This is a genomic window from Occallatibacter sp. (assembly GCF_049510455.1).
Taxonomy (GTDB): Bacteria; Acidobacteriota; Terriglobia; order Terriglobales; family Acidobacteriaceae; genus Telmatobacter.
On sequence record NZ_JBEKYX010000017.1, the window covers coordinates 23,097 to 44,175 of the forward strand.

16 protein-coding genes are annotated in these 21,079 nt (G+C 59.3%); 8 read left to right on the forward strand and 8 right to left on the reverse strand.

Features of this window, described 5'->3' with window-relative positions:
- Positions 1–17 precede the first annotated feature (17 nt).
- Entirely contained in the window at positions 18–791 is a 774-nt protein-coding gene (locus ABSG47_RS05040) for a bestrophin-like domain (protein ID WP_424167230.1), read from the forward strand.
- Here ABSG47_RS05040 and ABSG47_RS05045 read toward each other — a convergent pair.
- Both ABSG47_RS05045 and ABSG47_RS05050 read right to left on the reverse strand, forming a co-directional pair.
- Complete coding sequence (locus ABSG47_RS05045) at positions 724–2,439, reverse strand: mechanosensitive ion channel family protein (protein ID WP_424167233.1); 1,716 nt, start codon at positions 2,437–2,439, stop codon at positions 724–726. The genes ABSG47_RS05040 and ABSG47_RS05045 overlap by 68 nt on opposite strands.
- Positions 2,440–2,763: 324 nt before the next feature.
- Positions 2,764–4,362, reverse strand: coding sequence for a Na+/H+ antiporter (locus ABSG47_RS05050; RefSeq protein ID WP_424167236.1), 1,599 nt, complete (start codon positions 4,360–4,362; stop codon positions 2,764–2,766).
- Between the two features lie 35 nt (positions 4,363–4,397).
- On the opposite strand from ABSG47_RS05050, the gene ABSG47_RS05055 reads away from it, so the two are divergent.
- The 5 genes from ABSG47_RS05055 to ABSG47_RS05075 all read left to right on the forward strand — a co-directional run bounded on the left by ABSG47_RS05055 (position 4,398) and on the right by ABSG47_RS05075 (position 8,181).
- Complete coding sequence (locus ABSG47_RS05055) at positions 4,398–4,871, forward strand: dUTP diphosphatase (RefSeq protein ID WP_424167238.1); 474 nt, start codon at positions 4,398–4,400, stop codon at positions 4,869–4,871.
- A gap of 215 nt (positions 4,872–5,086) precedes the next feature.
- Positions 5,087–5,284, forward strand: a complete 198-nt coding sequence (locus tag ABSG47_RS05060) for a type II toxin-antitoxin system RelE/ParE family toxin (protein WP_424167240.1) — start codon at positions 5,087–5,089, stop codon at positions 5,282–5,284.
- Complete coding sequence (locus tag ABSG47_RS05065; RefSeq protein WP_424167243.1) at positions 5,281–5,562, forward strand: helix-turn-helix domain-containing protein; 282 nt, start codon at positions 5,281–5,283, stop codon at positions 5,560–5,562. Before ABSG47_RS05060 ends, ABSG47_RS05065 begins: the two co-directional genes overlap by 4 nt.
- Positions 5,563–5,701: 139 nt before the next feature.
- A complete protein-coding gene (locus ABSG47_RS05070) occupies positions 5,702–6,928 on the forward strand; it encodes an ABC transporter permease (RefSeq protein ID WP_424167245.1) in 1,227 nt (408 codons plus the stop codon).
- A complete protein-coding gene (locus ABSG47_RS05075) occupies positions 6,925–8,181 on the forward strand; it encodes an ABC transporter permease (RefSeq protein ID WP_424167247.1) in 1,257 nt (418 codons plus the stop codon). Before ABSG47_RS05070 ends, ABSG47_RS05075 begins: the two co-directional genes overlap by 4 nt.
- Before the next feature lie 195 nt (positions 8,182–8,376).
- Here ABSG47_RS05075 and ampH read toward each other — a convergent pair whose 3' ends face one another.
- From ampH to ABSG47_RS05095, 4 genes are read right to left on the reverse strand one after another with little or no spacing between them, the layout of a single operon-like run.
- Entirely contained in the window at positions 8,377–9,639 is a 1,263-nt protein-coding gene (ampH, locus tag ABSG47_RS05080; protein WP_424167249.1) for a D-alanyl-D-alanine-carboxypeptidase/endopeptidase AmpH, read from the reverse strand.
- Between the two features lie 27 nt (positions 9,640–9,666).
- On the reverse strand, positions 9,667–10,194 hold the full coding sequence (locus ABSG47_RS05085; protein ID WP_424167252.1) for a hypothetical protein: 528 nt from the start codon (positions 10,192–10,194) through the stop codon (positions 9,667–9,669).
- Positions 10,191–10,841, reverse strand: coding sequence for a response regulator (locus ABSG47_RS05090; protein WP_424167254.1), 651 nt, complete (start codon positions 10,839–10,841; stop codon positions 10,191–10,193). Before ABSG47_RS05090 ends, ABSG47_RS05085 begins: the two co-directional genes overlap by 4 nt.
- The gene (locus ABSG47_RS05095; protein WP_424167256.1) at positions 10,838–13,741 is read right to left on the reverse strand and encodes a ligand-binding sensor domain-containing protein; all 2,904 of its coding nucleotides are present in this window, start codon (positions 13,739–13,741) and stop codon (positions 10,838–10,840) included. Before ABSG47_RS05095 ends, ABSG47_RS05090 begins: the two co-directional genes overlap by 4 nt.
- On the opposite strand from ABSG47_RS05095, the gene ABSG47_RS05100 reads away from it, so the two are divergent.
- On the forward strand, positions 13,740–14,000 hold the full coding sequence (locus tag ABSG47_RS05100; protein ID WP_424167259.1) for a hypothetical protein: 261 nt from the start codon (positions 13,740–13,742) through the stop codon (positions 13,998–14,000). The two genes, ABSG47_RS05095 and ABSG47_RS05100, sit on opposite strands and share 2 nt — an antisense overlap.
- A 93-nt stretch (positions 14,001–14,093) precedes the next feature.
- On the opposite strand, the gene ABSG47_RS05105 is transcribed toward ABSG47_RS05100, so the two are convergent.
- Positions 14,094–15,878, reverse strand: a complete 1,785-nt coding sequence (locus ABSG47_RS05105; protein WP_424167261.1) for a VWA domain-containing protein — start codon at positions 15,876–15,878, stop codon at positions 14,094–14,096.
- Positions 15,879–15,930: 52 nt separating this feature from the next.
- Positions 15,931–17,685: a VWA domain-containing protein gene (locus tag ABSG47_RS05110; RefSeq protein WP_424167264.1), complete on the reverse strand. Its 1,755-nt coding sequence runs from the start codon at positions 17,683–17,685 to the stop codon at positions 15,931–15,933.
- Between the two features lie 408 nt (positions 17,686–18,093).
- Between ABSG47_RS05110 and ABSG47_RS05115 the strand changes: the two genes are divergently transcribed.
- Positions 18,094–20,811, forward strand: a complete 2,718-nt coding sequence (locus ABSG47_RS05115; RefSeq protein ID WP_424167266.1) for a bifunctional YncE family protein/alkaline phosphatase family protein — start codon at positions 18,094–18,096, stop codon at positions 20,809–20,811.
- The last annotated feature ends 268 nt before the right edge of the window (positions 20,812–21,079 follow it).

The window sequence follows — 21,079 nt, forward strand, 5'->3', positions numbered from 1 at the left end:
GGGCTACGGGAGCGCACATGGGCAAGCTGGCTGATTACGAGTACCTTACCTTTGCCGTAACGCTGGCCGTTCTATGGCTGGCGGTGGAGGCGGGCGCGTGGATTGCGAGGCGGGCGGGACCGAAGAGAAAATTCGAGCGCGGATACCTGGGGCAGGCGACGGGCGCGAGCATCACCATCCTGGCGCTGATTGTCGGCTTCAGCTTTTCGGCTGCGATGGACCGGTATAACCAGCGCAAGAGTTATGAGCAGCAAGAGGCCAGCGCCATCAGCTCGGAGTATTCGCTGGCAAGGCTGCTGCCAGCGGCCGATGCGGCGCAGATGCGCGCGCTTCTGGTTCGGTACATTGAGTTGCGTATCGCGTTCTTTGAAACCGCCGACAGGATGGAGCGGGCCTCGATCCGCGCCGAGCGGCTGAAGCTGGAAAGCGAGCTTTGGCCGATTGTGGAACGCAATGCGGGGACGAGCCCGACGCCGATCATGGGGCAAGTGGTGGCGGGCCTGAATGCGGTGACCAGCCAATCGGGCTACTCGCAGGCTGCCGCGCTGGACCGCATTCCCAACGGAACCTGGACGCTGATGGCAATGCTGGCCGTGATCTGCTGTGTGCTGATGGGCTACGACACACCGGGACGGCAGCCGCTCATGCTGCGCCTGGTGCTGCCGCTGATAGTGGCTCTGGCCTTCTTCATGATCTCGTCCCTCGATGCACAGCGGCGAGGCGTCATCCGCGTGCATCCGGAGAACCTGCTGCGGCTGCAGGAGGATCTGAAGGCGGGGCCAAAGCAGTAGGCGGCGTTGCGCCGACGATTTTGGTGACTTGCGTAGGCAGAGAAAACGCTGCGCCTGCGGACTCAACAATGCCGAGGATTCTGAGGAGCAGGGACTCCTGCGCCTCATAGAAACGGACAGGATTTTCGGCAAAGACGTAGGCGGAGATTTCTATATCGTCTGAGAACGACCGGATGGCGATGAAGTTGACGCGGAAGGTGGCGGTTTCAACCCCCGGGTCGTCTTCAAGGAGCCTGCGGATGCCGCCGAGAACAGCTTGCATCTGCGCGGCCGTGGTGTCGTAACGCAATGCGAGGACGTGGTAGAACCTGTATTTGTCGCGCAGAGTGTAATTCTCCACATTCATGATGGAGAGCTGGCCGTTGGGGATGGTCACGATGGTGCGCTCGAAGGTGCGGATGCGCGTGGAGCGCAGGCCGATGTCGAGAACGTGGCCTTCAATGAGGCCGATTTTGCATTGATCGCCAATGCGGATGGGGCGATCCGAGATGATCATGATGCCGCCAAAGAGGTTTTCCAGGGTCTTTTGCGCGGCGAAGGCGACGGCAAGGCCGCCGATGCCGAGGCCGGTCAGCGCGGCGGTGAGATTGACGCCGCGCATATCGAGCAGGATGAGAATGCCGATGGTGACTGCGCCGATCTGCGAGAGGCGGCCGATGAGACCGGCAAGGGCGATCTTGTCTGTGGATTGAAGGCGTTTGAGCCTGGTCACATAGAGTTGCGTGAAGCTGCCGATGGTGCGCGTGAAAAACCAGGTGACTCCGATGATGATGACGACAAGGCCGACGTTCCTCCAGAGTGCGCGAGAGAGCACTGAAGGCAAATAAGTCCCGAAGACGAACAACACAATGCCAATGAGAAACAGGCGAAGCGGTGAGTGGATGCTTCGCACATGCTCGTCGGCTGTATCTCCGGCCAGGTGCCGGGCAAGCTTCACGATGATGGGATGGAGGAGCTTATTGAGCCAGGAAGCAATGAGCAGAACGATCGGAATGGCGACGAGCAGGACGAGCCAGCACCAGATCGGCACAGCCAGGAAACGAGCCCGCAGCCAACCGGGCAGTTTCTGTTCGAGCGGCGAGGGCTCCGTGAGGCTGTCGTGGGCGTCGGGAATCTGCTCGAGGGTGGCGGCGGAGAAAAGCCAGACGGGAGGCTCATCGCCCTGCTTGACGCGGTCCAGCCGGATGGGAAGCTTGCCGGTGGCAGCCGATGTTAAGCCAACCTGCTCCTCGTTTGGCTGCTCGGGATTGGCCTGACTTCCTTCAGGCTTGCGGCTGAGCCTGGCCAGGTCAATGGAGGCATCGCGATCAAGAACATCTTTTAGCTGCTCGGCGAGTTTGCGGGCCATTTCGCCGTGCTGCCGGGTGTCGAGATACTGTACGGCGGTGTCGTAGTCGTCGTTGCCGGCGGCCTTGATGAAACCGAGCACAGTGCCGCGTGGCGTAGCGCGGCCGAGGGGATCGTCGTTGCCGGCATTTTGTGCCGAGGGTGCAGGGGGCTCTGCGCTTAACACCGGCGAGACGGGTGCGGCTGCGGCTTTACCAGCTCCGGGCGCAAACGGAACTTGGGCCGGGACAAGCCCGGCAAGCAGAAGAACCGGAAGCAGAGCCGGAAACAGCCGGAGCGCGATGAAAGAAGATACCCGCATTGTGCGTCAGTGTAGCGGAAAGCAGGGGATAGGGAACAGGAAACATAGAGAAGCTCAGTCTCTCAGTTTGAATTGCTTTGTAACAGGGCACGACTTGAGTCGTGCCGAAACGGCCATGAAAATGAAATTGGGCTTTACAGCTTGCGGAAAAACTCAAATCGGACCAGCTTTGTAACAGGGCACGAGTTTACTCGTGCCGCAACTATCGCAAAATGAGTCTGGCCTTTAGGCCCTGCGAATGTTTGTTCACCAAACCTGCCTTTTTCCGCAACCTGCTTAGCCCCCGAAACAGTTTCTTCAAACTGAGACACTACAGAGAGAAGCTCAATCTTCGCCAAAAGTAGTGAGGCGCGATTCGCTCAAGTCCAGTTCACGCTCGATCCTGCGGAGCACAGTATCGTTGATGCGGCCTTGATTGCGGAGGCCGACGGCGGTGTCGCGCTCGATGCGCAAGGTTTCGAGAGAAAGCTCCGTGTAGTCCGTGTGCTTTTGTGCAGCTTCCTGATTGTCCAGATCGAGGCTGGCCAGATGGTTCTGGTAGTGCTCGATGAGGTCGTCATAAATCTCCTCGTTGCGCATGTTGTCGCGCTCGCGCGCCCCGGTGAGGTGGGTGAGCGCAGCGCCGGCTACGATGCGGCGGGCCTCCAGCTCTTCGCAGTTTGGGCCGTCTGTGCCGGAGAGACCGAGCCAGCGCACAATCTGCGGCAGCGTAAGCCCCTGGAGCACCAGCGTAACGAAAATCACGCAGAAGGTGAGCAGCACAATGGCATTGCGATACGGGAAGGGCGAGCCGTCCATGAGCACAATCGGCAGGGCGAGCGCGCCGGCCAGCGAGATGACCCCGCGCATGCCGGTCCAGCCCACCACAAAGACTTCCCTCGGACGCGGTGGGCCCACGCGGCGGTTGAGCACACGCGTATTGACCCAGAAGGAGAGGTGTGAGCCCGGAAGGACCCATGCCAGCCGCAGGACAATCAGGATCAGGCTGAAGATGGCGCCGTCCAGGACAATCTTTCCCAGGCCGTACTCGTGAATGGAGCCGCGGATCTGCGGGAACTGCAGGCCGATCAGGACGAAGACCACGCCGTTGAGGATGAAGGTGAGCGCCTCCCAGACGCTCCAGAGCTTGAGCCGCGTAGCGGGCGAAAGGAAAGTTGCCGATTTGACCGTTAGATAGAGGCCGGCGGTGACGACGGCCAGAACGCCCGAGGCATGAACCTCTTCCGCCGCCAGATAGATCACGTAAGGCGAGAGAATGCTGAGGGTGATCTCGATGGTGGCATCTTCCAGCCGGCGCTCGATCTTCTCAATGACCCAGCCAATGGCGAGACCCACAAGGATGCCGCCAACGGTGAGCAAGAGGAGCTTCAGAAGGCCCTCTGAAACGGTGGGAATGCGCTGATCGACAATGATTTCGCGGGCGAACTCGAGGGCTAAGAGGCCGGTGGCATCGTTGACGAGGCTCTCGCCTTCAAGAATGTCCACAATGCGCTCCGGCAGGCCGATGCGGCGCGCAATGGCGGAGGCGGCAATGGCATCCGTGGGCGCGACGACCGCGCCGAGCAGCATGCCGAGGCGCCAGTCAAAGCCGGGAAAGACGAACGGCGCAAGCAGGGAGACACCGAGAACAGTAAAGCCGACCAGGCCGAAGGCGAGGAAAAAGATGGTGACGAGATTGGCCTTGAAATCGCGCCAGGAGGTGTTCCACGCCGAGGAGTAAAGCAGCGGCGGCAGGAAGATGAGGAAGATCAGGTCCGGATTGAGCTGAATGTGTGGAATGCCCGGTACAAAGCTGAGCGCAAGGCCGCCGAGGACCATGACGATGGGATACGGCGTGGAGAGCTTGCGCGCAAAGATACCGAAGATCACGACAAAAATCAGCAGCAGCAGAAAGGCTATCTCTACGGCATGAATCTCGCTCATGGGCGTGCTCCGGTCCGGCGGTACCGTCCTTGCATGTGAGCATAGCTGATGACGGCTCCGGTATCATTACCGTCATGCTTCGAGTAAAACGGCTGGATGAGGGCGCCCGCCTGCCTGTTGTGGCGCACCCGGGAGAAGACCTGGGCTACGATGTCTTTGCGCTCGAAGGCGTAACGCTTGCTCCGCACGCCACGGTGCGCGTTCGCACGGGGATTGCCGTAGAGGCCAGACACCCCGAAACCGGCGCGCCGCTCGGGCTTTTGGTGCGGGACCGCTCTTCCATGGCCGCGCGTGGAATTGCCGCGACCGGCGGAGTGATTGACGCAGGGTATCGCGGGGAAATCCTCATTTTACTGACGAACCTCGGCCAGGCTGGCGTCGAGCTCAAGGCCGGAGAAAAGATCGCGCAGATGATTCCGGTTCCAGTGCTGACAGGAGTGGTTGAGGAAACCGAGACGCTGGAAGAATCGTCGCGTGCGGAAAAGGGATTCGGGAGTTCGGGCCGGTAAAACCGTGCGCTAGCCGCAAAAATGTACTTGACTGAGCGTACCATTTTTGGTACTCATAGTGAGGCTGCCTCTATTGAAACGACTACCCGCCCGGTTCTATCGCTCAGACAGCGGACGAGAACCAGTTCGGGAGTGGCTTCAGGGGCTCGATGCTGCCGACCGCAAGGTAATCGGCGAAGACATCCAAAGATGTTGAGTTTTCCTGGCCGATAGGCATGCCGCTGGTGCGTTCATTGAGCCGTGGCGTTTGGGAAGTTCGGAGTAGTCTGCCCGGCGGTCGTATCGCCCGCGTCCTGTTCTGCGTAAGGCCGGATTGCATGGTGCTCTTGCACGGGTTTATGAAAAAGACCCAGGCAACGCCTCAACAGGAAATAGACCTGGCATTGAAGCGCATGAAAGGAGATCGCGCATGAAAAAGAAGAACATTGGATCTACGTTCGATAGCTGGCTTCGGGAAGAAGGCGTCTACGAAGAGGTAAGCGCCAATGCCATCAAGCGCGTTGTAGCGCGGCAAATTGCATCCGCAATGGACCAAAAAGGGCTGACTAAAGCCGAAATGGCCCGGCGGATGAACACCAGCCGAGCTTCTCTCGACCGGCTTCTTGACCCTGAAAACAGCTCCATCACTTTGACCACGCTTCACAAGGCGGCGAGCGTGGTTGGCAGGGAAATTCGTCTGGAGCTCGTTTAACGCGCTGAGCCACGCCACGGCGGCAATCATTTTGGAACCAAACACCCCAAAAAGCCGTATCCTGATACAGACGATTCTTTTCGGCCATGGTTGAGGCTTGGTGCATGCGCACCCGGCAGGGAGTTCCAGAGAGCGAACGATGCAATGGATTGAAGCATTTCGACTGGCAATGGCGTCGCTGTGGGGCAATAAGCTGCGCTCGATACTGACGCTGCTTGGAGTCATCATCGGCGTCGCGTCGGTGATCACCGTGGTCACGCTGACCAACGGCGCAAAGCAGTTTGTCACCTCCAAGCTGAATACCTACGGCGCGGCGACAGTCACCGTAAACAAAATGCCTGACAACTTCATGACCATCGAAGAGTACATGGAGTTCCAGAAGCGCAAAGACGTGCTCTACGACGATTACAGGGCCATTCTGGGGGAATGCTCGCTCTGCGCATCCGTGGGCGCGCAGCGTACCTCCGTCGGCAAGGTGGTTTACGGCAAGGAGAGCACGACGGACACGACGATTCGCGGCTGGACCTGGACCATGCCCGCAATCTCAAATCAGAACATTACCGTGGGCCGCATCTTTACACAGACAGAAGACGATCATGCCTCGCATGTGGCGATCGTGGGCGCGGATATTGTAGATAACATGCTGGGCGCGGGTGATCCGCTGGGCAAGGAGATTCGCGTCGACGGCACGCCGTACACGGTCATCGGCGTGGGCGAGGCGCAGGGAAAGATCTTCGGCAGCAGCATGGATAACTGGGTATCGATTCCGCTGACGGCTTATCTGCACGAGTACGGCACCCATGCCACCATGAGCATCTATGTGGATGCGGGTGGGGGCGGTTCCGTCATGGACAACGTGATGGACCAGCTTCGAACGATCATGCGCACGCAGCGGCACCTCGCTCCGGGAGCGAAAGACTCTTTCACAATTGACACAAGCGCGACATTTCAGGATCTTCTCGGCAATATCCTCAACAACTTTGGCGCGGTCGTAGCCGCAATCGCGTCGATCTCGCTCGTGGTAGGCGGCATTGTGATCATGAACATCATGCTGGTGGCCGTCACGGAGCGCACACGCGAGATTGGCGTGCGGAAAGCGCTGGGTGCCAAGCGCAATGACATTCTGCGGCAGTTCCTGATCGAGTCATCCATGCTTTCCGCTCTGGGGGGGATTATTGGGATTCTTCTGGGCATTGGCGTGGCTAAAGGAATCACCTTGGCGATTTCCTTCCCGTCGTCGGTTGAGTTGTGGTCGGTCATCGCGAGCCTTTTTGTGGCGACGGCCGTGGGCCTGTTCTTCGGCATCTACCCGGCTCACAAGGCGGCGCAGCTTGATCCAATCACCGCGCTGAGGGCAGAGCTATGAGGTTTACTGATTCGAATGAATCCATCAAGCTGGCGCTCGACACGCTGCGCAAGAACAAGCTGCGCTCCGGGCTGACCATCCTCGGCATCAGCATCGGCATCGCCACGGTGATCCTGATTTCGTCCGCCATTAACGGGCTGAATACGAACATCGACAACTTTGTAAAGCGGCTGGGCACCAATGCGCTGTGGGTCTTTCACTTTGAGCCATTCGGCCAGCGGCCCACTACAGAAGAGCTCAATCGCAAGAGGCTTACGTATGACGACGCGATAGCGATCCGCAATCTGCCTTACGTGGCGGCAGTGGATCCGGAGTTGACGGACCAGAATTTCCAGACTGGCCTGGGAGGGCTTTCAGTCAAGGCAGGATCGCACCGCATCTCCAATACCATCGTGAACGGCGTCACTTCGCAGGTCACGCAGGTCAATGACATCCCTCTGGCCGAAGGCCGCATCTTCACAGACGCTGAGGCAGAGCGCGCTGCAAAGGTTGCCGTACTGGGCAGCGACGCGGCTGCGGATCTCTTTCCCGGCACTTCGCCCATCGGCCAGGATGTGGATGTGCACGGCACGATCTATACCGTCATCGGCGTGCTCGACAAACAGCCGCAGCCCTTTGGCAGCGGCCGCAATCAGAATGACAACTCAGTGTATCTGCCGCTCGAAACCTTCCGCCAGATTCATCCCGAGGTCAAGGACTACTGGCTGGTGGTGAAGTACGACGACCCCAAGCACAAGGAACTTGTAATTGAAGAAGTACGCGAGCTGCTGCGCGTGCGCCGCGGTCTGCGCGTGCAGCAGGATGATAACTTCGCCATCTTTGGTCCCGACTCACTGAGTCGTCTATGGAACTCACTCACCGGATCGTTGTTCCTCTTCATGATTGCTGTATCAAGCGTCGGTCTGATGGTGGGCGGCGTGGGCGTCATGAACATCATGCTGGTCTCTGTAACGGAGCGCACGCGCGAGATCGGCATCCGCAAGGCAATTGGCGCGACGAAGAAGAACATCCTGCTGCAGTTCACGCTGGAAGCGGTGACGCTGTGCGCGGTAGGCGGCCTGATCGGCATTCTCGCCGGCTCACTGTTTACGCTGATCCTGCACTTTGCTGTGCCGTTCCTGCATGCGGCGCTCTCCAGCACATGGGTCATCATCGCCTTCTGCGTGTCGGCGCTGATCGGACTGGTCTTCGGCATCTATCCCGCATGGAAGGCAGCAAGCCTGGACCCCATCGAGGCGCTGCGCTACGAGTAGAGCGGGTATCGAAGACAAAGGCGTAATCCGCAAACACGGGTTACGCCTCTTCTGTTTCTTCCAGGTTTCCGGTAGTGCCTCAATCTGAATTGCTTTGTAACAGGGCACGACTTTAGTCGTGCCGAAACAGCCATAAAAATGAAATGGGCTTTAGCCCCCGCGTTCAAACTGGCCCACTTCCGGATTCTCTGATGACTACTTTTTCCGGCTGGATGTCCGCGCATGCTTGTGCGCGACGACGCGGACAGGCCTGGGCGGCGGAGGTGGCAGCGGCGGCAGACCGGATACAGTCAGCAGAAGATTGTTGGCGGCGTAGAAGAGATTGATATGCGGGGCAGGCGCACCTTGACTGGGCGTTACAGGTTTGGGCTGGGCTTGATTGGATCTGTTTTGTTTGGGTCTGATGGGGCCATCGGTGGCCGCAAAGAAGATGGCTGCATGGCGCGCATGGTTGATCGCAATATAAGTTATAAAGCCGGCGCCGCCGCCCGTCTTTTCCACGATGTGCGAAGGACTGTCAGGCGGCTGTAAGTGAATCCACCCCAACCCAACGCCGGTAGGATCACCCGCATGATCCAGTCCCTGCTGACGCACAAGATTCGACGCCTGGATATAGACGGCCTGCGCTGCGGGGTCCTGCGCCTGCGCACCGTTCCCGAGCAAGTATCGAAGCCAGATTTCCATATCGCTCGCGGTCGAGTAAAGTCCGGAGCTGCCCGCTGATTCTTCCGTCGAAGTACACGGGCCGTCGTCCCGCGAGCCGCTATGGAGCAGCCGATTGCATTGAGCGGCAGTTGGAAAATAAGTTGTGTTGTACATGCGCAGCGGCTTGAGCGTGCGCGCGGAAAGCAGCGCCGCATACTGCTGGTGAGTAGCGGACTGCAAGGCATCGCCCAGAAAATCGTACGCGACATTGGAATAGAGCGCAGCAGTGCCGGGAGTGAAGCTGAGATGTTGATCTGGCAGCCAGCGCCAGCGCGTAGCGTAATCAGGAAACGTGAAGTGCGGGGTGTTGCGAGGAGCGCCTGCAACCTCACGCGGCAGGCCCGACGTGTGCGTGGCAAGATCCGAGAGTGTGATGGCTCGTACGCGCTTGGGCACTACCGTGCGCGACGGAGTAAACTGCTGCAATGGGTCCGTGAGCTTCACCGTTTTGTTGGCAACGAGCTTCGTCAAGAGATCCGCAGTGAAGATCTTCGTGAGCGAGCAGATACGCACCACGGAATCCTGCGTAGGCAGTTGATGGGAGCCGGTAGCAGTCTCACCATAGCCATGAAAGAAGACCTGATTGTCATGCACGATGACAAGAACCATGCCGGTGGCGCCGGAATCACGAAATATCTCATCGCCGAGCGTGGCCATGGTTTGAGGATCGTAGAGCGGCGCGGGAATCTGCGCGAAGACAGGTACAAACGAAAAGACAAGCAATGACGCCAGAAATTTGAAGAGGAATTTCATCTGTGTATTGAGAATAGATTAAAGCTTTCACTGCTCTTTGATTTCGTAGGGTATGGCAAAGCGGCCAATCTGGATGATCGCGCGCTCACTTGGCGGCCAGATGTGCAAGCTTTCGACGGGTTGCGTTCCGGTAATATGTTTCGCTTCCGCAGTACCCACCAGCACTCCAGTCTCCGCGATGTGAAAATGCACACTGAGCGCCTCGCCAGTCTCCCCTTGTGTCCAGCCAAATGCATACTCGCCGGGCTTGAGCGCCACGCCGCCGATTTTGATGGGAGCCTGCACAACAAGGTAGTGCGAATACTTCCCTTCCGCGGAGTAACCCGCAGTAAGCAGCACCACTCCGGCAATGAAGCGCCCGTGCAAATCCACAATGCCCGTCGCAGTGCGCATCTCGGTTTCAATGTGTTCCTTCTCCACCGTGGCGCGCGCCGGCAGAAGCGATGCAAGCTGAGAATCCGAGGCCTGCCGCCATCCGCCGTGCTGTGCAACGACACCGGCGCTCAGCAATACAAGAAGCAGAGCAGCCGGAATCCATCGTCGAAAAAACCTCACTGGCGCTGCCTCCGCAGGGATTCGAGCGGAACAATGCCGCGCTGAAGGGCAGCCGTGGCCGCCTGCGTGCGGTCGCTTACGCCAAGCTTTGAGAGCAGGCTGTTGATGTGGGTCTTCACGGTGGCCTCGGAGATCAGCAGCTCCACCGCAATCTCCTTGTTGCTCTTGCCATGCACAATTTGTTCCAGCACGTCCAACTCGCGCTGGGTGAGCTCTTCCGTGCCCACGCGCTCGGCGAGCCGCTGCGCCACGGCAGCAGGAATATGCTGTCTGCCCGCGTGTACGGTGCGAATGGCGGCGATCAGTTCCTCACTCGTCATACCCTTCAGCAGATACGAGCGCGCTCCTGCCTGCAATGCGCGATAGATGTCCTCATCGCCATCGTATGTCGTGAGCACAATGAAACGCGCGCCCGGCGACTCCATGCGAATGCGCTCGATGACTTCAACCCCGGAGAGCCGCGGCAGCCGCAGGTCAATCAGCGTAATGGCCGGCTGGTGCTTGCGGAACTGCGTGATAGCCTCAACGCCGTCGGCAGCCTGGCCGACAACCTCCAGCCCATCGGCAACGCTGAGCAGCGCCACCAGCCCCTGGCGCACCACGTGGTGGTCTTCTACGACTAAAACGCGAATCGCTTCGGTTGTCACGATTTCTCCTTTACATCCCTGGCCACATCCATAACCGCTTCCTTCCGCACCGGAATCCGCAAGCGAATCGCGGTGCCCTCGCCCGGCGCGCTCTCAACCTCCAGCACGCCGCCAATACCTTCTGCGCGCTCACGCATGCCGGTCAATCCATAATGCCCCGGAGGCGACTCAACGCGTCCGTCTGCCACCGGCGGCACAAAGCCCTGCCCATCGTCGCGCACTTCAAGCGCCGCTTCGCCGGGAATGTAATCCAGCCGCACCCACAGATGCGGCGCGCGGGCATGGCTCTTTCCATTATGGATGGCTTCCTGCGCGATGCGCAGAATCTCCTGCTCGGTGGCCGTGTCAAAAGCCCGATAAGCGCCATGAATATTGAAGCGCGCATCGAGCCCGTCGCCGCTTGCTTGCTCCACAATACGCCGCAGACGCACAGGCAGCGTGGTCTCGCCGGCATCCTGCGAGCGCAGCGCCCAGATCGACTGCCGCGCATCGGCAAGTCCTTCCCGCACGGTTTCGCGCGTCGAATCAAGCTGCTTCTGCGCCGCGTCAAGACGATTGCGGCGGAGCAGTTCGCTAAGCACCTCAAGCTGCACGCTCACGCCAACGTATCCCTGCGCCAGGGTGTCATGAATCTCACGCGCAATGCGGCTGCGTTCGGCAAGCACCGCGCCGAACTCGCGCTCAGCACGCCGTAAACGATAGCGCAGCGCGAGAATAATGACCACAATCAGCGCAAGACCGAGTACAACGTAAAACCAGATGGTCTGATAGAAGCGCGGCCGCAGCTCAAAGCGCAGTGCCGCGCCTGTCGTGTTCCACACTCCGTCATTATTGGCAGCCTGCACGCGAAAGGTGTACGTGCCCGGCGGAATGTTGGTGTAATACGCGGTGCGGCGCGCGCCCGCATCCGTCCATGTCTTGTCAAAGCCATCCAGCATATAGCGATAGCGAACTTTTTGCGGCGCGGTAAAGCTCATCGCCGCGTAGTCGAACTCAAAATGAACGCGCCCCGCGGCAACGCTGAGCAGCGGATCAGCTCCACGCAGCGCCTGCTCCGCATCATCAATGGTGAAGCGCTCAATACTCACAGGCGGCTGCACAGTATTCACGGGGAAATGCGCGGGATCGACGGCGATGAGTCCCTTGGGCGTAGCAAACCACAGCCTTCCATCCGCGGAGCGCCATGCTGCCGGATGCCCATTCGTAGACATCCCGCGGCTGCGAAGCCCATCGGCAATGCCGAACTCGATCCAGTTGGGACATGCATTCGTGCTCAAACCGGCAACATCGCAACGCGCAATGCCATTGCCTGTCGCAAACCAGAGATGCCCGATGCCGTCATCGAGAATCGCATGAATAGCAGCGTGATCCGAGCCTCCCTGCACAGGATGGAAGCCGCGCTTGTCCCAGAGATTCCATCCGCGATCCTCGGTGCCGATGAGCAGAGTGCCATCACTGCGCGGATGCAGTGCCGTGATCACATTGCTTGATAACCCGTCTGCCGTGGTGTAGTTGATGATCTTTCCGCCGCTCAGGCGCGAGAGCCCCGCAAGCGTAGCAATCCACAGATCGCCATGCGCATCGCGCGCGAGCGCGCCGACAAGGTCGCTGCCAAGCCCATCGGTGTGCGTAAAAGTTTTGCGCCGCGTCACCGCGCGCCCATCCGCGCTGAAGCTCCAGTGCGCCAGGCCGTGCCGCGTACCAATCCACAGCGAGCCGTCGCGATCCGCAAGCAGCGAGCGGATAAAATCATCCGGCAGGCCATCGGCTGAAGTGAACGAATCCACCGCGCTGCCGCGAACGCGGTTCAGCCCATCCGGCGTGCCCACCCACAGCGCGGGAATGTCGTCCGGGCCTCGCGCCGGAGCAAGCGAGAGAATCACCTTGCTCAGCAGCACATCGGGCACAACGTAGGATGTGGCCAGGCCAGCGCCGTTACCCTGGTCTTCCTTTGCAATCCGCAGCGCGTTAAGGCCGCCGCCGTTGGTGCCAATCCAGAGCTTGCCTGCGCCGTCTTCTACAAGCGCCGTTGTCTCGTCCGAGCTGAGGCCCTCCGGCGAACCAATGCTTGAGAATCGCTGGTCGCGCAGCACATGCAGGCCGCTGGTCTCCGTGCCAATCCACACGTTGCCCTCGCGGTCTTCAAACAAGCTCACGATGGAGGCGCTCGCCAGCGGGTCCGTGACGGGCAGCTTATCCACTTTGAATTCAGGCTTGCCGTCGACGATGCGCGCGAGGCCGCGATTGGTGCCAACCCACAGCACGCCTTCGCGATCCGCAAACAGTGACTGAATGCGCGAGCCTGGAAGCTCAATGTCGGTGGAGAATTGCGCTACCTTGCGCCCGTTGCGAAGCAGCTCCAGCCTGCCTCGGTTCGCGCTGGCAATTTCGCCATTGGGCAGCGCAACAGAGAGATTCCCGGCGTCCTCTATGACCGGCATATCTTCCATGGGCGGCAGTATTTTTCCGCCGCGAATGCCCACCGTCCCGGCCACAGTTTCAATGATGGCCATACCATTTGCAGCCATCACAAGCGCGTGGATTGCATTTGCGGGCAGTCCATCGGCGGTGGTGTACACAGTAACCGCGCCGTGGTCCAGCCGTGCCAGCCCCTCGGCGCTGCCGATCCACAGCGCGCCATCCGATGCAGCCAGCAGGCAGCGAACATCGTTATCCGGCAGCGCGGGCTTTGAGCCGCGATCAAAGACGGCAAACTGCACGCCATCAAAACGCACCAGCCCAGCTTCGGTCCCCAGCCACAAATAGCCATCCGCAGTTTGCGCAATGGCGTGAATGGTGTTCTGCGGCAGGCCATTCTCCATAACCCAGCTCTGGCGGTTCATGCTGCTGAGCGGAGTGCTGGGAACCAGCGCACCGGCAGATGCAGCCGGCAGGAGCATGACAGCACAGAGCGAGACGCAAAAACGCGGGATGCGCCACAACAAATTGGCTCGGAACGAATTGGCTCGGAAAAAGCTCAATGTGCTGCCACAAGGGTATCGCTTTGGCACCCCATTCGGGCGTGCCATTGCGAATCACTCCTTCTATTTCCGCGCTGATTTCGCGCTTATGAGGGTCAACCTTTGGGTGGACCCCGGCCTCACCCGTGCGGCCCATGACGCCGTTCCCGCCGCAGGCTACTCTGGGGTTGTCTCCTGAAAGCCTCACACAAGATTCGTGAGTCTTATTTGGGCGGCGCCTTCAAGGCTGCCGCCCTTTTTCATTGGTACTGAAATCAATCTGTCGCGCGCCTCAATTCTTCTGCGCTATCTGCTTCTCCGGCTTGAGCGGCAGCGTTGCCTCCAGCGTGCCGGTGCGGTTCGTCGTCATATCGCGCACGGCAACGCGGATGTATGTTGCGTTCTCCGGAACCTCAAGCTCCTGCTCCGCGCGAAAGACCGGACCCTGTTTCTTTCCATTCGCATCTGTGGTTGTGCCAGCGCCGGCGGGGGTGCCTTGGTTCAGCACGCAGTTCAACGTTGCTCCCTCTTTGTTGAATGCCGATACTGCAAATTCAATCGTAGGCGCTGTGCCGGGAACGGATTCGATGCGGCGAAGCTCAGGATCGATAACGCCATAATCGATGCGATACTTCTGCAGCCGAACGGGAGGCAACGGCTTGAGCTGCTTGTTCGGCTTGCGCGTGCGGAAGAACGCAGGCGAGTCTTCTAGCGACGCCATCTCCTTGTCCGTTGCTATATGCAATGACCCCACAGCCGTTAAATGCGCGCTGAAGAGCAGGTCATGCACCATCGGCGCGCCGTGCTCCATGTTGGCATAGAGCGTATCCTCGGCCTTGGCCTTGAGGAACCGCTGCTGCACAACATCTTTCTTGTGCAGCTTGTCGATACTATCGTCGTTATCGGGCACGGCGTAATACACCGTGCGATAGGCGATCTTCCAATCAGAATGATTGCCCGCGAGCTTCACCCCTATATGGCGTGCGTCACCGTTGAAGTCTTTCTCGGGCGCATAGGTCAACGTGTAATAGCTCTCCCCGTGCACTACGGCCTTGTCGATCAGCTCATGCGTGAAATTGTTGCTGTAATACGCTCGGCCTCCGGTAGACTCGGCAATCATATCCATGATGCCGTCCTTTCCAAGGTTCCCGGTCACACCGGCCACATCAATCGGATAGAGTGCCATCTGGGTCTTCATCATGTTCGAGTATGTGCTCTTCATGATGTCCGCAAGCAGGCTGCTGAAATCCAGCGTCTGCGGTCCGCCGCCCCCGGCGCTCGGATTATTAGGCGCGCCTCCTCCCGACATCTGATTCGACCCCACCAGCGATGGCCCCACCGGAATCGGAAATTCCGACGAGAACCACAAAAGATTCTTGCGCCCCGGTATTCCGCTCATGTATTCAGCAATCCAGTTCAGGTTGCCCAGCGCAGCGCGCGCATCCAATTTTCCGTAAACGCCGCCGTAAATAAAAACCTGCGGAATATGCGGCCCCGGCCCGTTGCCCAGAAGTGCCTGCTTGATCAGATCGTGGTCCGTGGTAAAGCCCTGCAAGATATGCATACGGTCCGTATTCAAAATCAGCATCATCCGCGTACCCGGCTGCGCGTTGTCCACGAATTTGAGCAGCTCGTTGTGAAAGCTCATCTGGTCATCCTGGTCCATGTTCAACATGTCGAAGTATAGGATGTAGAGTGGGCCGCGCTCTGGCGTGTCCGGAATATTGACAAAGGTGTTTGCAGGCAGTGTGGGCACTTTGGGCGGGTTGTAGCTGTCCTTGGAGCCATCGGTGACATCGAAGGACCTGATCTGCTGCGGCACATTGCCTTCTTTGATCTCAAAGTCCGCGGCAGTCAGCCCCTTCACCGGCTTTCCCTGCTTGTCGAGCACAACAACGTCAACAGGAATGCGCCGCACTTCCAGCCGCAGAGTCGGCTCCTGCTCCACCATTCGCACCACCGGAACCTGCTCCGATGCGCCAGGCGAGGCCGGCGCAGGCGTGGTCTGCGAAAAGGCAGGCAAAGATGAGCCAGCCAGAAGGATCGAGACAGCGGCAATTGCAGTTGCGGAAGACATGCCGGAAATCCTTTCACTGCTTAGTGATGATTTCAAGCCAATTTTTGATGCCTCAATTCTTTTGCGCCATCTGCTTCTCCGGCTTGAGCGGCAGCGTTGCCTCCAGCGTGCCGGTGCGGTTCGTCGTCATATCGCGCACGGCAACGCGGATGTATGTTGCGTTCTCCGGAACCTCAAGCTCCTGCTCGGCACGGAAGACCGGACCCTGTTTCTTTCCATTTGCATCTGCGGCTGCGCCGGCGCCCGCGGGCGAGCCCTGATTCAGCACGCAGTTCAACGTCGCACCCTCGTTGGTGAATGCCGATACTGCAAACTCAATCGTAGGCGCTGTGCCGGGAACCGATTCGATGCGGCGAAGCTCCGGATCGATGACTGCATATTCGATGCTGTATTTCTGCAGGTGAACAGCAGGCGGCGGCCTGAGCGGCTTGCTGTTGGGCTTGCGCGTGCGAAAGAACGCGGGCGAGTCCTGAAGCGCCGCCATCTCGGCATCGGAGGCCATGTGCAGTTTGCCCACAGTCGTCAAATGCGCGCTGAAGAGCAGGTCATGCACCATCGGTGCGCCGTGCTCCATATTGGCATAGAGCGTATCCTCGGCCTTCGCCTTCAGGAATCGCTCCTGGATAACGTCCTTCTTGTGCAGCGTGTCCAGAGCCTTGTCGTCATCCGCCACGGCGTAATACAGCGTGCGATACGTAACCTGCAGGTCGGGATGGTTCCCCACCAGCTTCACCTGGATGTGGCGCGCGTCGCCGTCAAAGTCCTTCTGCGGCGCATAAGTCAGCGTGTAGTAGCTCTCGCCGTGTACCACGGCCTTGTCGATCAGTTCACTGATGTGATTGTTGCTGTAATAGGCGCGGCCTCCAGTGGATTGGGCAATCATATCCATCTGGTCAAACTTCACAAGATTCCCTGTCGAGCCGCCCAGATCGACTGGATAGAGCGCGATCTGGCTCTTCATCATGTTTGCGTAAGTCGTCTTCATGGCGTCCGCGAGCAAACCGGACAGGTCGAGCATCTGCGGGCCGCCTCCACCGGCGCTGGGGTTGGCAGGCGCGCCGCCCGACGCCATCGCATTGGACCCCACCAGCGAGGGCGAAACCGGAATTGGAAACTCTGACGATAGCCAGATCAGGTTCTTGCGCCCCGGTATGCCGCTCATGTACTCGGCAATCCAGTTCAGGTTGCCCAGCGCCGCGCGTGCATCCCATCTTCCATAATTGTTGCCGGAGGTAAAGACCTGCGGCACATGCGGTCCGGGGCCCTTGCCCAGAATTGCCTGCTCGATCAGATCGTGGTCCGTGGTAAAGCCCTGCAGAATATGAATCCGGTCCGTGTTCAAAATCAGCATCATCCGCGTGTCCGGCTGCGCGTTCTCCACAAAGCCGAGCAACTCCTTATGGGAACTCATCTGCTCATCCGGCGTCGTGTTCGTCATGTCGAAGTACAGGATGTAAAGCGGGCCACGCTCCGGCGTGTCCGGGATATTGACGAACGTGTTAGCAGGCAGCGTGGGCAGCTTGGGCGGAGTGTAGCTGGCTGCGGAGCCATCCGTAACGTCGAAGGACTTGATGGCCTGCACCTCGCCGCCTTCTTTCACCTCAAAATCTGCCGCCGTAAGCCCTTTCACCGGATTGCCCTGCTTGTCGAGCACGACCACGTCAACGGGAATACGCCGCACTTCCAGGCGCAGATTGGGCTCCTGCTCGGCTGTGCCGGAGGAGGCCGGCGCAGTCTGCGAGAGGATGGGCAGTGCTGATGCTGCAAGAAGAACCAACGCAACGGTGATTGCCGTTCTTGAACGCATTCACAACTCCTAAATTGGTCGATCCGGTCGAAGGATCGGGCAGTGTCTCAATTTGAATTGCTTTGTAACAGGGCACGACTCTACAGCTTGCGAAAAACTCAAATCGGACCAGCTTTGTAACAAGGCACGACTTTAGTCGTGCCGAAACGGCCATAAAAATGAAATTGGGCTTTAGCCCCTGTGGCAGTTCCTTCAAACGGAGACACTGCCGAAGAATCACTATTTGCCCGACGTTTGGACTCGGCATTTGGACTCGTCCCGAGGCTCGAAATGCGCGATTTTCGGAGCTTTATTCCATGTCCGTATTTTAGTACGAACCCGATGCAACGAAAGAGGTTGCGGAAAATACTGCAATCCTTTACACAACTGAAATATATGGTTGATGTGCTGCATTGGATACTGAATCCAATGTTTTCCTCCTCGGTTTCCCGTTGCCTTTTGATCGCCTCGATTGCGTCAGCCACGCTGACGCCCGCAACCGCATTGGCGCAGTCTGCCACTGCGGTTCTTCCCAACGGACGCGAGATTCGTCCGGCTGGCAAGTGGATCCAGCTTGCGCCGTACCCGTTTACGTTGGCGGTTCGGCCCGACGGCGGGCAGATTGCGATTCCGTCAATCGGATTTCCGTTTGCGCTGAACGTGGTGGATGCGCCGCAGTCCGCAAATCCCACCGCCATGCGTATGCCGAAGGGCACAAACAAAAAGCCGGAGATTGAGGTGCATGCGGGGCTGGCCTACTCGACGGATGGAAAGCTGCTGTATGTAGCCACAGGCGACTCCGGCAAGGTAGCGGTCTATCGCACAGCCGATTGGAGCAAGGCCGGGGAACTCTCGCTGGACGGCTCAACCGCTGGCAGTGCGTACAAAAACAGCTTTGCAGCCACGCTTGTGGCTTCAGCGGATGGAAAGACGCTCTTTGTTCTCGATCAGGGAAACTGGCGCGTGGTCATTCTGAGCGTTGCGGGTGAGGACGGCACGCGGCTGGAGCAAATCGCATCGGTTCCCACGGGCCGCTATCCGTATGCGCTGGCGCTGGCGCCGGATGGCAAGCGGCTGTATGTGACCAACACCGGGCTCTTCGAGTACACAGCGATCCGTAATTCGGACGGAAGCCCTCGCGACGCGGAACATGACCCCGGCCTGCGCTTTCCTCCCTTTGGATACCCATCCAAAGCCGCGCGCCAGGGCACGGTGGTGGAAGGCAAAAAGGTTCCAGGACTGGGCGATGAGAACTCGGCCGAAGGCAGCTCCCTGTGGACTTACGACACCAGCAATCCGGCCAGCCCGGCGATTACGGCGAAGCTGCGCCTGGGTGCGAAGATTACCGAAGAACGCGGCGCGACGATCGGCGGAGCAGCGCCTACAGGCGTAGCCGCCAATGCAACGGCGGTATATGTGGCGCTGGCGCACCAGGACGCGGTGGCGAAGATAAGCGCGGACGGCAAAACGCTGCTTGCGCAGACGGAGCTGTCGCCATTTACCGCGCCTGAATTCAAGGATGCCAATGGCCATCCGCTGCGCGGCATAATGCCGAGCGGCATCGGCGTGCAAGCGGGCCGAGTGTACGTGGCTGAGTCCGGCATCAACGCAGTGGGTGTGCTCGATGAAACCAATCTCCGCGTGATCGAGCACATTCCGGTCGGCTGGAATCCGTCAGCGCTCGCCTTTTCGCCGGATGGAAAATTCCTCTACGTAACCAACGCCAAGGGCAAAGGCGCGGGGCCGAATGGCGGAAAGAACTACGATATTTTTTTACCGACCTACGTTGGTTCGCTCGATTTCGGAAGCCTCTCGATTCTGGAGCTAAGCGCTCTGCGCGATGCGGAAGCTCTTACGAAGACCGTCCTCGACACCAATCTGGTTGCATCCCGCGAGCGCGCGCAACTGCCGCATCTCAAGCATTGCTTCCTGATCGTCCGCGAGAACCGCACTTACGATGAAATGCTCGGCGACGTTGCCGGCGCAAATGGCGATCCCAGCATTGCGCGCTTTGGGCTGGACGGCTGGACGGAGGAGAACAGGCAGGTAAAGCATCTCAAGGTCACTCCGAACCTGCACGCCATAGCCGCGCGCTTTGCCATCAGCGACAACTTCTACGTGGATTCGGACGTCTCCGCCGATGGGCATCGCTGGGTGGTCGGCGCCAATCCCACGCCGTTCTTCAACACGGCATGGACTTCAGGCTACGGCGACAGACGTAAAGGCGGCGGCGAAGAGCCCGGCCGCCGCGCCATCTTTGGCGGAGCGGATGCGCCCATGCCCGAAGATGAACCGCAGTTCGGCACCCTGTGGGAGCACATCGCCAACTCCTACAAATCCGGCAAGGGCATTCTGAACTACGGCGAGAGCCTCGAAGTCGAAGGCGGAGACGAGCGCGATGGAACCTTCCCTGAAGGCCAGCGGCTCTACCTCAACTCGCCGATTCCGCGCCCCGTCTTTGAGGCGACCGACCGCAATTTCCCCACCTTCAACCTCGGCATTCCCGACCAGTTGCGCTTTGAGGAGTTCAAGAAGGACTTCAGTGAACGGCTCGCGAAAGGCGAAATTCCCGCGCTGATTGTGATCCGGCTGCCCAACGACCACACGACACGCGCGCGCCCCGGCGACGGCTACCCGTATCGCGTCTCCTACGTGGCGGACAACGACCTGGCGCTGGGAAAGATTGTGGAGTATCTCTCCACCACGTCCATCTGGCGCGACTCCGCGCTCTTTGTCACCGAAGACGACGCGCAGGCCGGCGTGGATCACGTCGATGCCCACCGCAGCATTCTCGGCATTGCCAGCCCGTGGCTCAAGCCCGGCGCTGTTTCGCACTCGCATACTGACTTCGGCTCCATCACCCGCACCATGGACGGGCTGCTCGGCCTTGGCCCCATGAATCTTGAGGACGCACTCGCCGGCTCGCTCACAGGCATCTTTGAAACTGGACCCGATGCGGCGCCGCACATGGAGCCATTCACCGCTGTTCCCTCCGATCCGCGCATCTTTGCCCCGGAGAACGCGAAGATCGCCAAGCCGAAGACCAAACGCGAGGCAGCCGAGCTGCTCGACATGGACGATGCGGATGAAATCAGCAAGCACCTGAACAGCACACGGTCTACTCTTCGCAAGCCGGATAACGACTAAGGAAACTCTGATTAAGTGGCACGAACGGTAGGTCACGGCTTCAGCCGTGACATAAATGCATCAAAATCAATGCGGCTTTAGCCGCTGAGGTATGCTTCACGGACTTAATCAGACCTTCCCTAACGGCATATCCATCTCGATCGCGGAAGCCGGCTCACGCAAACGGAATGTGGCAATCCTGTTTGTGGCCGCCGAATTTTGCACAGAAATTACGGGACATGACTGTTGTCCTTGACTTTGCGCGCTTGCGTTTACACGCTGCTCACAT